Annotated in this window: 16 protein-coding genes; all 16 read left to right on the forward strand. The window is 63.5% G+C overall.

Going from position 1 to position 13067, the window contains the following annotated elements; genetic code table 11:
• Window positions 1–196 precede the first annotated feature (196 nt).
• The 16 genes from G4G31_RS04600 (at window position 197) to hisH (ending at window position 13029) form a co-directional block, all read left to right on the forward strand.
• Window positions 197–1000, forward strand: a complete 804-nt coding sequence (locus G4G31_RS04600) for an ABC transporter ATP-binding protein (RefSeq protein WP_182990487.1) — start codon at window positions 197–199, stop codon at window positions 998–1000.
• Entirely contained in the window at window positions 997–1779 is a 783-nt protein-coding gene (mlaE, locus tag G4G31_RS04605) for a lipid asymmetry maintenance ABC transporter permease subunit MlaE (protein WP_182990488.1), read from the forward strand. Before G4G31_RS04600 ends, mlaE begins: the two co-directional genes overlap by 4 nt.
• 47 nt (window positions 1780–1826) lie before the next feature.
• Window positions 1827–2297: an outer membrane lipid asymmetry maintenance protein MlaD gene (gene mlaD, locus G4G31_RS04610; RefSeq protein ID WP_182990489.1), complete on the forward strand. Its 471-nt coding sequence runs from the start codon at window positions 1827–1829 to the stop codon at window positions 2295–2297.
• Window positions 2294–3163, forward strand: coding sequence for a VacJ family lipoprotein (locus G4G31_RS04615; RefSeq protein ID WP_182990490.1), 870 nt, complete (start codon window positions 2294–2296; stop codon window positions 3161–3163). The genes mlaD and G4G31_RS04615 overlap by 4 nt, the downstream gene beginning before the upstream one ends.
• Window positions 3164–3238: 75 nt before the next feature.
• Complete coding sequence (locus tag G4G31_RS04620; RefSeq protein ID WP_182990491.1) at window positions 3239–3886, forward strand: phospholipid-binding protein MlaC; 648 nt, start codon at window positions 3239–3241, stop codon at window positions 3884–3886.
• Window positions 3887–4162 carry a lipid asymmetry maintenance protein MlaB gene (locus tag G4G31_RS04625; protein ID WP_182990492.1) on the forward strand — a complete coding sequence of 92 codons (276 nt, stop codon included), beginning with the start codon at window positions 3887–3889 and terminating at the stop codon, window positions 4160–4162.
• Between the two features lie 355 nt (window positions 4163–4517).
• On the forward strand, window positions 4518–5450 hold the full coding sequence (locus G4G31_RS04630; protein WP_182990493.1) for an ABC transporter ATP-binding protein: 933 nt from the start codon (window positions 4518–4520) through the stop codon (window positions 5448–5450).
• Window positions 5451–5491: 41 nt separating this feature from the next.
• Window positions 5492–6214 carry an ABC transporter permease gene (locus G4G31_RS04635; protein WP_229425689.1) on the forward strand — a complete coding sequence of 241 codons (723 nt, stop codon included), beginning with the start codon at window positions 5492–5494 and terminating at the stop codon, window positions 6212–6214.
• A gap of 45 nt (window positions 6215–6259) precedes the next feature.
• A complete protein-coding gene (locus G4G31_RS04640; RefSeq protein ID WP_182990495.1) occupies window positions 6260–6496 on the forward strand; it encodes a BolA family protein in 237 nt (78 codons plus the stop codon).
• A gap of 2 nt (window positions 6497–6498) precedes the next feature.
• A complete protein-coding gene (murA, locus tag G4G31_RS04645) occupies window positions 6499–7749 on the forward strand; it encodes a UDP-N-acetylglucosamine 1-carboxyvinyltransferase (protein WP_182990496.1) in 1251 nt (416 codons plus the stop codon).
• Between the two features lie 7 nt (window positions 7750–7756).
• Entirely contained in the window at window positions 7757–8437 is a 681-nt protein-coding gene (gene hisG / locus G4G31_RS04650) for an ATP phosphoribosyltransferase (RefSeq protein WP_182990497.1), read from the forward strand.
• Window positions 8438–8440: 3 nt separating this feature from the next.
• A complete protein-coding gene (gene hisD, locus G4G31_RS04655) occupies window positions 8441–9772 on the forward strand; it encodes a histidinol dehydrogenase (protein WP_182990498.1) in 1332 nt (443 codons plus the stop codon).
• Window positions 9769–10665, forward strand: a complete 897-nt coding sequence (locus G4G31_RS04660; protein ID WP_182990499.1) for a site-specific DNA-methyltransferase — start codon at window positions 9769–9771, stop codon at window positions 10663–10665. The genes hisD and G4G31_RS04660 overlap by 4 nt, the downstream gene beginning before the upstream one ends.
• Window positions 10662–11762, forward strand: coding sequence for a histidinol-phosphate transaminase (gene hisC / locus G4G31_RS04665; protein ID WP_182990500.1), 1101 nt, complete (start codon window positions 10662–10664; stop codon window positions 11760–11762). The genes G4G31_RS04660 and hisC overlap by 4 nt, the downstream gene beginning before the upstream one ends.
• A gap of 18 nt (window positions 11763–11780) precedes the next feature.
• Window positions 11781–12371: an imidazoleglycerol-phosphate dehydratase HisB gene (gene hisB, locus G4G31_RS04670; RefSeq protein WP_182990501.1), complete on the forward strand. Its 591-nt coding sequence runs from the start codon at window positions 11781–11783 to the stop codon at window positions 12369–12371.
• Between the two features lie 16 nt (window positions 12372–12387).
• On the forward strand, window positions 12388–13029 hold the full coding sequence (gene hisH, locus G4G31_RS04675; RefSeq protein ID WP_182990502.1) for an imidazole glycerol phosphate synthase subunit HisH: 642 nt from the start codon (window positions 12388–12390) through the stop codon (window positions 13027–13029).
• The last annotated feature ends 38 nt before the right edge of the window (window positions 13030–13067 follow it).

Genomic DNA, 13067 nt, shown 5'->3' on the forward strand with positions numbered 1-13067 from the left:
CTTGCGTCAACGAAATGCAAGCTTGACAAATATGCATATCTCAACAAAAACAGTGACTTACGGCACGAAATATCTGACTTTTCGGTTAGTAGTGTTGTAGGCATACGTCGGAGGGCTGGCGGAAACGGGGGTGCGCCAAGCAGGGATTGCCGTTTCTGCACTACAATACGGGATTCCCCAAATCCGAATAGCCCCAGTGCCTAACCTTGTAGAAATACGTGATCTCGAGTTCGCCTATGGTGATCGCAAGATCCTGTCGAACCTGCGCATGGACTTCCCGCGCGGCAAACTCATTGCCGTCATGGGCGGCTCCGGTTGCGGCAAGACGACGGTGCTGCGCCTGATTGGCGGACAGATCCGTCCGCAACGTGGCGCAGTGCGGGTCGGCGGCGAGGTCGTTCACGAGCTGCGCACCGAAGGCCTGTACCGGCTGCGTCGCCGCATGGGCATGCTGTTCCAGTTCGGCGCCCTGTTCACTGACCTGACCATCTTCGACAACGTCGCCTTCCCGCTGCGCGAGCACACCGATTTGCCGGAAGAACTGATCCGCGACCTGGTGCTGATGAAGCTCAACGCGGTGGGACTGCGCAATGCCCATAAGCTGAAACCGGGCGAAATCTCCGGCGGCATGGCCCGCCGCGTCGCCGTCGCGCGCGCCATCGCGCTCGATCCGGAACTGATCATGTACGACGAACCCTTCGCCGGCCTCGATCCGATCTCGATGGGTGTGACCGCTAACCTGATCCGCAACCTGAACGATGCGCTCGGTTCCACGTCCATCCTCGTCTCGCACGACGTCAACGAAACCTTCGCCATTGCCGACTACGTTTATTTCATGTCCGCAGGCAAGATCGTGGCCGAAGGCACGCCGGCCGAACTGCGCGTCTCGCAAGACCCGTACGTAAAACAGTTCGTCAATGCCGAGCCCGACGGTCCGGTGCCCTTCCACTATCCAGGTAAATCGCTGGCCGACGACCTGGGCCTGGGAGCGAAGCGATGATCGTCCGTATCATGGAAGCGTCCGGCCGCACCGCGCGCGAAGCCATCGAAAGCCTCGGCTTTGCCACGCGCGCCTTTTTCACCCTGCTGCGGTTTTCGCCGGGCGCGTTTCGCCGTCCGTCGCTGATTTCCGAGCAAATCCACTTCATCGGCAATTACTCGCTGCTCATCACCATCGTCTCCGGCCTGTTCGTCGGCATGGTGCTGGGCCTGCAGGGCTATTACACCTTGACCCAGTTCGGCGCCGAGCAGAAACTCGGCCAGGTGGTGGCGCTGAGCCTGGTACGCGAACTCGGCCCGGTCGTGACGGCGCTGCTGTTCGCAGGCCGCGCCGGCACCTCGCTCACGGCCGAGATCGGCCTGATGAAGGCAGGCGAACAGCTGTCGGCCATGGAAATGATGGCCGTCAATCCGGTGCAGCGCGTGCTGGCACCGCGTTTCTGGGGTGGCGTCATCGCCATGCCGGTGCTGGCGGCCGTGTTCTCGGCGGTCGGCATCATCGGCGGCTACCTGGTCGGCGTGAAGCTGCTCGGCCTGGACCAGGGCGCATTCTGGTCGCAGATGCAGGCTGGCGTCGATGTCGGCAAAGACGTGATTTCGAGCATCATCAAGAGCTTCGTGTTCGGCATCGCCGTCACCTTCACCGCGCTGTTCCAGGGTTACCAGGTCAAGCCCACCCCCGCCGACGTGGCGCGTGCGACGACCCGCACCGTCGTGATCGCATCGCTGATGGTGCTGGGGCTGGACTTCGTCATGACCGCACTGATGTTTAATCACTAACTGTTTCGTTTGGCCGCGCACAGACGGCCGGATTATTAGGAAATACTATGCACCGTAAAATCATCGACGTCTGGGTCGGCCTGTTTGTCCTGCTGGGCGCTGCCGCCGTGCTGTTCCTCGCCCTCCAGGCCGGCAACATGAGCACGCTGTCGTTCACCAAGACCTATGCCATCGTCGGCAAGTTCGACAACATCGGCGGCCTCAAGCCGCAGGCGCCTGTCAAGAGCGCCGGTGTCGTGGTGGGTCGCGTGGGCGAGATTTCGTTCGACGATAAGAGTTATCAGGCGCTGGTGCGCCTCGACATGGACCAAAGCTACAACTTCCCGAAAGACTCGTCGCTCAAGATCCTGACGGCGGGCCTGCTGGGCGAGCAATACATCGGCATCGAACCGGGCGGCGACACCAAGAACCTCGTCGACGGCGATCGAATCAACCGTACGCAATCGGCCACCGTGCTGGAAGACCTGATCAATCAGTTCATCTACAGCAAGGCCGCCGAAGGAAAGGAAGGCGAATGAACAGCAATAACATGAACACGCCGCGCTGGCGTGGCCTGGCCCTGGCGCTTGCCGCCGGCGCCCTGCTGGCCGGTTGCGCGAGCCCGAACAACCCGCGCGATCCGCTGGAAAAATTCAACCGCGCGACCTTTGCTTTTAACGACACGGTCGACCGCGTCGCCCTGAAGCCGGCCGCGACCGCCTACAAGAAAGTGCTGCCGGGTTTCGTGCAAACGGGCGTGGGCAATTTCTTCGGTAACTTGTCGGATGCCTGGAGTGGTGTCAACAACCTGCTGCAAGGCAAGGGCGAAGCGGGCATGACCGATTTGACCCGCTTTACGCTCAATTCCACCTTCGGCATCGCCGGCATCCTCGATATCGCCTCGGAAGCCGGGTTGCAAAAACACAATGAAGACTTCGGCCAGACGCTGGGCGTATGGGGTGTTCCTTCCGGTCCCTACTTGATGTTGCCATTGTTGGGCCCATCTACCATCCGTGATACCGCTGCATTGCCGGCAGACATGTGGGCCGATCCCTGGTCGCACAAGACGCCGGTGAACTGGCGCAATGTCGGCACCGGCGTGCGTGCGGTCGACCAGCGCGCATCCGTGCTCGAGGCATCGAACCTGTTCGAGGAAGCCGCCCTCGACCGTTACGAATTCATCCGCGACGGTTACCTGCAGCGCCGCGAAAGCCGGGTATTCGACGGGGACAGCGAGCGTGCGGACGAGGCGAAGGACGCCAGGGACGCCACGCAGGCCGGGGACGACGACGCGGCTGCCGACGCCGCCGACGCCGCCAAGGCGGCGGCGTCAGACTCGCCGGCATCGAATACCCAGGTGACGCCCGAGCCGGCCTCGACCGAGACCGAAACGCAGCGCAAGTAATGTTGTAGGAAGCCCGTGCATCGCATAACGCGCGCCCGGCTTCACCCCGCAACCGACCAGAAAAGAGAGATCCCAATGAAACCAATCGCCCACCTCATCGCCACCGCAGCAACCGTCGCATTCGCCACCAGCGTGATCGCCGCCCCGGCCCCGGCCACCAATGAAGCCCCGGACGTGCTCGTCAAGCGCATCAGCGCCGACGTCATCGACACCGTCAAGGCCGACAAGGATATCCAGTCCGGCAACCGCAACAAGATCATGGAACTGGTCAACTCGAAGATCCTGCCGTATGTCGACGCCGAAAAGATGACGGCGCAGGCCGCCGGCCGCTTCTGGCGCCAGGCCACCCCGGACCAGCAAAAGCGCCTGTCGGAAGAATTCCGCACGCTGCTGGTCTACACCTATTCCGGCGCGCTGTCGCAGATCAAGAACGAAACCATCGAGTTCAAGCCGATGCGCGCCAGCGCCGAAGACACCGACGTCGAGGTGCGCTCGCAGGTGAACGTCACCCGCGGCGAGCCGATCACGCTGAACTACCGCCTGGCCAAGGGTGCACAAGGCTGGAAGATCTATGACATCAACGTGCTGGGCGCCTGGCTGGTCGAGACCTACAAGGGTACCTTTGCCGCCGAGATCAACAAATCCGGCGTCGACGGCCTGATCACCAAACTGGCCGACCGCAACAAGCAGCTGGCCAGCAAGCCGCTGAAAGCACCGAAGTAAATGGCCGAAGCAAACCCCATGCTCTCGCTCGACGCCCTGACCTTCCAGACCGCGAACGCGGCGCTGGAGCAGGGCTACGCGGCCATCACCGCCGGCGAAACCGTGTTCGACCTGGGCGGCGTGCGCCAGGCCGACTCGTCCGGCGTGGCCCTGCTGCTGGCCTGGCAGCGCCACGCGCGTGCCGCCGGACGCAAGCTCACCTTCATCAATGTGCCGGCGAATATCGATGCGCTGACGCAGCTGTATGGGTTGGACGGGGTGCTCGAGCGGGCGTGAGGTTTACGCATGGCGCTGACGCGATGATTTTCGTAGGGTGGGCACCCTGTGCCCACGCGTAAAATTTGCGCACCTGCGACGCGTCACCTGGGAGCAAGTCCGATAACGCTTATTCCCTGCTGCGTAAGTTATCGGTCCGCATTTGGCACTGAATTCGCGGAGCAAACATTTCCACTGCCGCGAACGTTTTCGATGACACTGCTTTACGAGTGGGCACGGGGTGCCCACCCTACGTCTCCACGCCCCAGTAACGGTCGGGGCACCTCCAGCCTCTTGCATTCCTGATTTCCCCTATAATGGGTCGTTTCCCCGCTCGGCCCTTGCGCGCCTGTCGCCGCGGCCACCCCGAACAAGAATGACAGCGATCCAGATAAACAGCGTCGAGAAAAGCTACAAGGGCTTCCAGGCCCTGAAGGGCGTTTCCCTGACGATCGAACAGGGCGAGTTCTTCGGCCTGCTCGGGCCGAACGGCGCCGGCAAGACCACCCTGATCTCCACCATCGCCGGCCTGATCCGGCCCGATGTCGGCAGCGTGACCATCCACGGCCACGACGTCGTCACCGATTTCCGCGAAGCGCGCAGGAAACTCGGCGTGGTGCCGCAGGAACTGGTGTTCGACCCCTTCTTCACGGTGCGCGAGACGCTGCGCCTGCAGTCGGGCTACTTCGGCATCAAGAACAATGACAAGTGGATCGACGAGGTCATGGACAACCTCGACCTCACGAACAAGGCCGACGTCAATATGCGCGCGCTCTCGGGCGGCATGAAGCGGCGCGTGCTCGTGGCGCAAGCCCTGGTCCATAAACCGCCCGTGATCGTGCTCGACGAGCCGACCGCCGGCGTCGACGTCGAACTGCGCCAGACCCTGTGGAAGTTCATCGCGCGCCTGAACCGCGAAGGGCACACCGTGGTGCTGACCACCCATTATCTGGAAGAAGCGCAGGCCATGTGCCAGCGCGTGGCGATGCTCAAGCTCGGCCAGGTCGTCGCGCTCGACAGCATGAGCGCACTGCTGCGCCGCGTGTCGGGCTCGCAGCTGATCGTGCACCTGAAAAGCGGAGAATTGCCGCCGGAGCTGCGCCACCTGGTCTCGCACGACGAGCATGGCAACGGTACTGGCAACAAATACAGCCTGCGCGTGAACGACTATTCCGAAGTCGAGCCGATCCTCGCGCGCCTGCGCACGAGCGGCGCCGTCGTCGACGAAATGCAGCTGCAGCAGGCCGACCTGGAAGACATCTTCCTGCAGATCGTCGGCGACGGCCAAGCCGGAAAGGGCGCACTGTGAATTTCATTTCCACTGGTTTCCGCACCCTGTTCTACAAGGAGATGCTGCGTTTCTGGAAGGTCGCTACGCAAACCATCGCCGCGCCCATCCTCACCGCCATGCTGTATCTGCTGATCTTCGGCCACGTGCTCGAGGGCCGCGTCGAGGTGTATAAAGGCGTGAGCTACACCGCCTTCCTGATTCCGGGCCTGGTCATGATGAGCGTGCTGCAGAACGCCTTCGCCAACGCGTCCTCGTCGCTGATCCAGTCGAAGATCACCGGCAACCTGGTGTTCATCCTGCTGCCGCCGCTGTCGCACTGGGAAATCCTGTCGGCCTATGTGCTCGCGGCCGTCGTGCGCGGCGTCGCCGTCGGTGCCGGCGTGTTCGCCATTACCGCCTGGTTCGCGCACCTCTCCTTTGCCCAGCCATTGTGGATCATCGTGTTCGCGCTGCTGGGCGCAGCCATTCTTGGCACGCTGGGCGTCATTGCCGGCATCTGGGCCGATAAATTCGACCAGCTGGCCGCGTTCCAGAATTTCCTGATCATGCCCGCCACCTTCCTGGCCGGTGTGTTCTATTCGATCCACTCGCTGCCGGCCTTCTGGCAGGCGGTCTCGCATTTCAATCCGTTCTTTTATATGATTGACGGGTTCCGCTACGGCTTCTTCGGCGAGTCCGATGTTTTGCCGTGGACCAGCCTCGCCGTCGTCTCCGTATTCTTCGCCGTGCTGGCGGCGGTAGCGATCAACCTGCTCCAGCGCGGCTACAAGCTGCGCCACTGAACGTATAGCACCCGACAAGCATCACACAGATAACTAGGAATTAACGTGGCGACCACTCCCGAACTGATCCACAGCTACATCAGCAATGGCCTCGAATGCACCCACCTGCAGGTGGAAGGCGACGGCCAGCATTTCACTGCCCTGATCGTGTCGCCCGCCTTTGCCGGCAAGCGTCCGATCCAGCGCCACCAGCTGGTGTACGCGGCCCTCGGCGACCGCATGCGCGAGGAAATCCACGCGCTGTCGATGAAAACCCTGACGCCTGAAGAATACGGAGGCTAAGCATGGACAAACTGCAGATCGTGGGCGGCAAACGCCTCAATGGCGAGATCGCCGTCTCGGGCGCGAAGAATGCGGCCTTGCCTATCCTGTGCGCGGGCCTGCTCACCGCCGGCGACGTCGAGCTTTCCAACGTGCCGCGCCTGCACGACGTGAAAACCATCCTCAAGCTGCTCGAGCAGACCGGTTTGAAGGTGACCCAGGACGACGAGAACGTCACCCTGAACGGCGCGAACATCACCAGCCTGGAAGCACCCTACGAGCTGGTCAAAACCATGCGCGCGTCGATCCTGGTCCTGGGGCCGCTGCTGGCGCGCTTCGGCGAAGCCAAGGTCTCGCTGCCGGGCGGCTGCGCGATCGGTTCGCGTCCGGTCGACCAGCACATCAAGGGCCTGCGCCAGATGGGCGCCGAGATCACGATCGAAGGCGGCTACATCCATGCGAAAGCCAAAAAGCTCAAGGGTGCGCGCATCCTGACGGACATGATCACCGTCACCGGCACCGAGAACCTGCTGATGGCCGCGACCCTGGCCGAAGGCGAGACGATACTGGAAAACGCCGCGCGCGAGCCGGAAGTGACGGATCTCGCGAACCTGCTGGTGGCGATGGGCGCGAAGATCGAGGGCATCGGCACCGACCGCCTGGTGATCCAGGGCGTGGCCGAGCTGCATGGCGCCAAGCACGCCGTGATTTCCGACCGCATCGAAGCGGCCACTTTCCTGTGCGCCGTGGCGGCGACCGGTGGCGACATCCTGCTGACCAACACCCGCACCGACATTTTCGATGTCGCGCTGGGTAAGCTGCGCGAAGTCGGCCTGCAGCTCGACATCAAGCAGAACACCATCCGCGCCCGCATGGATGCGCGCCCGCAGCCGGTATCCTTCCGCACCACCGAATACCCGGGCTTCCCGACCGACATGCAGGCGCAGTTCATGGCTGTGAACACCATCGCAGCGGGCCCCAGCCAGGTGACCGAAACGATTTTCGAGAACCGCTTCATGCACGTGCAGGAGATGAACCGCCTGGGCGCATCGATTGCCACCGAAGGCAATACCGCCTTCATCAAGGGCGTCGAGCGCCTGGTAGGCGCACCGGTCATGGCCACCGACCTGCGCGCCTCGGCTTCGCTGGTCATTGCCGGCATGGCCGCCGAAGGCACGACCCTGATCGACCGCATCTATCACCTCGACCGCGGCTACGACCGCATGGAAGTGAAGTTGTCGAAGGTCGGCGCCGACATCGTGCGCATCAAATAAGGTGCTTATGGGCATTGCAACGCAATCGAGCGACCAGGGCCTGATCCTGGCGCTCTCGAAAGGCCGGATTTTTGAGGACACGCTGCCGCTGCTCGAAGCGGCAGGCATCACCGTCACGGAAAATCCGGAAACCTCGCGCAAACTCATCCTGGCAACCAACGACCCGGCCGTGCGCGTGCTGATCGTGCGCGCCACCGACGTGCCGACCTATGTGCAGCACGGCGCGGCCGACTTCGGCGTGGCCGGCAAGGACGTGCTGCTCGAGCATGGCGGCGAGGGCCTGTACCAGCCGGTCGACCTGAACATCGCCTGCTGCCGCATGTCGGTGGCGGTCAATGCCGGTTTCGACTACGAAACCGCCGTGCGCCAGGGCGCGCGCCTGCGCGTGGCGACCAAGTTCGTCAACACGGCGCGCCAGCACTTCGCCAGCAAAGGCGTGCACGTCGACCTGATCAAACTGTACGGCTCGATGGAGCTGGCGCCCCTGGTCGGCCTGTCGGACGCGATCGTCGACGTCGTCTCCACCGGCGGCACCCTGCGCGCCAACAACCTGGTCGAAGTCGAGAAGATCATGGAGATCTCCTCGCGCCTGGTCGTGAACCAGGCCGCGCTGAAACTCAAGCGCGAGCGCCTGCAACCCATCATCGAAGCATTCGAACGAGCTTCCAAACGAACGCAACAAGGCTGAGCCATGGCTGTCCAGATCCGCACACTCGATTCCACCGCAGCGAACTTCAAGGAGGAGCTGCATGCGCTGCTCGCCTTCGAGGCCGCCACCGACGATGCGATCGAGTCCGCGGTAGCGCAGATCCTGCGCGACGTGAAAACGCGCGGCGACGCTGCGGTGCTGGAGTACACCAACCGCTTCGACCGCGTGAACGCGTCGGGCATGGCCGCTTTCGACCTGAGCCAGGACGAGCTGCAGGTGGCACTGGACTCGCTGCCGGACGCCCAGCGCGCCGCGCTGCAAACGGCCGCCGAACGCATCCGCGCCTTCCACGAACGCCAGAAGCAGGAACTGAACGGTTTTACCTACACCGAGCAGGATGGCACGCTGCTCGGCCAGCGCGTGACGCCCCTGGACCGCGTCGGCATCTATGTCCCCGGCGGGAAAGCCGCCTATCCCTCGTCGGTGCTGATGAACGCCATTCCCGCCAAGGTGGCGGGCGTGAAGGACATCGTGATGGTGGTGCCAACCCCGGATGGCGTGAAAAACGCGATGGTACTGGCCGCCGCCGCGATTGCCGGGGTCACGCGCGTGATCACCATCGGCGGCGCCCAGGCAGTCGGCGCGCTGGCCTATGGTACCGAGACAATCCCCGCGGTCGACAAGATCGTCGGCCCCGGCAACGCCTATGTGGCCGCCGCCAAGCGCCGCGTGTTCGGCACGGTCGGCATCGACATGATCGCCGGACCGTCCGAGATCCTGGTGCTGTGCGACGGCACCACCGACCCGGACTGGGTGGCGATGGACCTGTTTTCGCAGGCCGAACACGACGAACTGGCCCAGGCCATCCTGCTGTGCCCCGACGCCGGCTACATCGCCCGGGTCCATGCGAGCATCGACAAGCTGCTGCCCACGATGCCGCGCGCCGCGACGATCTCGACCTCGCTCACCGACCGTGGCGCGCTCGTCAAGGTGCGCGACATGGAAGAGGCCTGCGCGATTGCCAACGACATCGCCGCCGAGCACCTGGAAATCTCGGCCGAGAACCCGCAGCATTGGGCCGAGCAGATCCGCCATGCCGGCGCCATGTTCCTCGGCCGTTTCTCGTCCGAATCGCTCGGCGATTATTGCTGCGGCCCGAACCACGTGCTGCCGACTTCGCGCACGACGCGTTTTTCTTCGCCGCTGGGCGTGTACGACTTCCAGAAACGCTCGTCGATCATCCAGGTGAGCGAAGCGGGTGCCCAGACCCTTGGAAAAGTGGCGGCCGAACTGGCCTATGGCGAAGGCTTGCAGGCGCACGCACGTAGTGCGGAATTAAGGCTGCAACCCGTCCCCCTGAAACAAGCATCATGACGGACTGGGTCGACCAGGTCTTCTGCGAGGATGCGCTGTCCGGGCTGGCGCGCATCCCTGATGCCTCGGTCGACCTGATCCTGACCGACCCGCCCTACAATCTCGGCAAGGACTACGGCAACGCCTCCGACCAGCAAAGCGTCGAGGCCTATCTCGCCTGGACCGAGGAGTGGATCGCCGCGGCGCTGCCCAAGCTGAAACCCAACGGCAGCCTGTACATCTTCCTGACCTGGCGTTTCGCGCCCGAGATCTTCGTCATGTTGAAAAAGCGCATGACGATGATGAACGAGATCATCTGGGACCGGCGCGTGCCCTCGATGGGCGGCAGCGTGCGCAGCTTCTCGTCGGTGCACGACACCATCGGTTTTTTCGTGAACCGCAAGGATTACTATTTCGACCTCGACGCGGTGCGCATCCCCTACGACGAGGCGACCAAGAAGGCGCGCTCGCGCTCGATTTTTGTGGGCGCCAAGTGGCTCGAAGTGGGCTACAACCCGAAGGACGTCTGGAGCGTGTCGCGCCTGCACCGCGAGCATCCGGAACGCGCCGACCATCCGACCCAGAAGCCGCTCGAGATCATCGAGCGCATGATCAAGGCCTCCTGCCCGGCGGGCGGCGTCGTGCTCGACCCCTTCATGGGCAGCGGCACCACGGCGCTGGCGGCCAAGCGCCTGGGGCGCCGGTTCGCGGGCTTCGAACTCAATCCCGCGTATTGCGAGATCATCGAAGCACGCCTGGCCGCGCCGGAACTGCCGCTCACCATCAAACAGCGCAAGAGCATCGCCCGCGCAGCCAAGGCGGCCGTCAATCGCCTCATTGAGCCAGCCACTGAGCCAGCCACTGAGCCGGCCACTGAGCCCGCCATCGACCCCGCCACCGAGGAACAAGCATGAGCTTCATCGACAACCTGATCGCCAACGTCATCCGCGCCGACATCCGTTCGATGGGCGCCTATGCGGTGCCCGATGCGAGCGGCTTCATCAAGCTCGACGCGATGGAAAACCCGTACGAACTCCCGGACGCGCTGCGTGCGGAACTGGGCCGGCGCCTGGCCGACGCGGTGCTGAACCGCTACCCGCTCGGCTCCTACGCGACGCTGAAAGAAAAGGTCCGCGCCACGCTGGGCGTACCGGCGGGCTACGACGTCCTGCTCGGCAATGGTTCGGATGAGCTGATCCAGATCATCGCCACCACGGTGGCCAACCAGGAGCGCCGCGCGTCCATCCTGGCGCCGGTACCGGCCTTCGTCATGTATTCCCGCTCGGCCCAGTTTGCCGGCGCAGACTTCGTCGGCGTGAAGCTCAATAAAGACTTCTCGCTCGACATGGAAGCGATGCTGGCGGCGATTGCCCTGCACCAGCCGGCTGTCGTGTTCCTGGCCTATCCGAACAACCCGACCGGCAACCTGTTCGCCGTCGAGGACATCGAAGCGATCCTGCACGCGGTGGGCGAGAACGGCATGGTCGTGGTTGACGAAGCCTATCAACCGTTCGCGCGCGCGACCTTCATGGACCGCCTCGGCGAATTCGAGAACCTGATCGTGATGCGCACGGTGTCGAAGCTGGGCCTGGCCGGTATCCGCCTCGGCTACATGGCGGCCGCACCAGGCCTGCTGGCCGAATTCGAGAAGGTGCGCCCGCCCTACAACGTCAACGTGCTGACCCAGGTGGCGGCCGAGTTCGTGCTCGAGCATGTGGACGTGCTCGACGCCCAGGCCGAGCGCATCAATGCCGAGCGCGAGCGCCTGGCGAGCGAACTGGCGGCGCTGCCTGGAGTCGAAGTATTTCCGTCGGCAGCGAATTTCATCTCGCTGCGCGTACCCGATGCGGCTGCCGTCTGCGAGAAACTCCTCAACGAGAAGGTGCTGATCAAAAATTTGAGTAAAATGCACGGGATGCTGGCCAATTGCATCCGCGTGACGGTCAGTACGCCGGAAGAAAATTCCGCATTCCTTGACGGCCTGCGGGCAGCCTTGCAGCCCGACACCTGACTTCACGAGCACCCTTTCATGACCCGCACCGCAGACATCACCCGCGACACCAACGAGACGCAGATCCGCGTCGCGCTCAATCTCGACGGTACCGGCCGCCAGAAGCTCAACACCGGCGTGCCTTTTCTGGACCACATGCTCGACCAGATTGCCCGCCACGGGATGATCGACCTGGAAGTCGAGGCCGTGGGTGACCTGCACATCGATGCCCACCATACGGTCGAGGACACCGGCATCACACTGGGCATGGCCATTGCCAAGGCGGTCGGCGACAAGAAGGGCATGACGCGCTACGGCCATTCGTATGTGCCGCTGGACGAAGCGCTCTCGCGCGTGGTCATCGATTTCTCCGGCCGTCCCGGCCTGGAAATGCACATTCCCTGGACGCGCGCGATGATCGGTAGCTTCGACGTGGACCTGACCGGTGAATTCTTCCGCGGTTTCGTCAACCACGCCGGCGTGACCCTGCACATCGATAACCTGCGCGGCGTGAACGCGCACCACCAGTGCGAAACCGTCTTCAAGGCGTTCGGGCGCGCGCTGCGCATGGCGACCACGCTCGACGAGCGCGCCGCCGGCATCATCCCTTCGACCAAAGGCAGCCTGTAAAGGGATTGACGAAGCGATGACAAACAAGATCGTGGTGATCGATGGCCTGGGCAACCTGCGTTCGGTAGCGCAGGCGCTGCGCGCAGCCGCGCCCGAGGCTGACATCCTGGTGTCGAACACGGCCGCCGATATCGATGTGGCCGACCGCATCGTGCTGCCGGGACAGGGCGCGATGCGCGATTGCATGCGCAGCCTGCGCGAGTCCGGTGCCGAGGAAGCGCTGCTGCGCGCGATGAAGACCCGCCCGATCATGGGCGTGTGCGTCGGCGAGCAGATGCTGTTCGACGCGAGCGAAGAAAACGAGGGCACGCCGGGCCTGGGCATCCTGCCGGGGAAAGTCGTGCGCTTCCAGCTCGATGGCAAGCTGCAGGCGGACGGCTCGCGCTTCAAGGTACCGCAGATGGGCTGGAACCGCGTGCGCCAGACGCGCGCCCACCCGCTCTGGGACGGCGTCGAGGACGGCAGCTATTTCTACTTCGTGCACAGCTATTACGTCGCCCCGGAAGTGGCGACCGACACCATCGGCGAAGCCGACTACGGCGGGCCGTACACCTGCGCGGTGGCGCGCGATAACATCGTCGCCACCCAGTTCCACCCTGAAAAGAGCGCGGCCGCCGGCCTGCGCCTGTATGCGAATTTCATCCACTGGAATCCTTGATCTCCACGCCCACTTTTTCGTCACCTAACTCACTACGA

Origin of the sequence: Massilia sp. Se16.2.3 (assembly GCF_014171595.1) — a bacterium.
GTDB lineage: Bacteria > Pseudomonadota > Gammaproteobacteria > Burkholderiales > Burkholderiaceae_D > Telluria.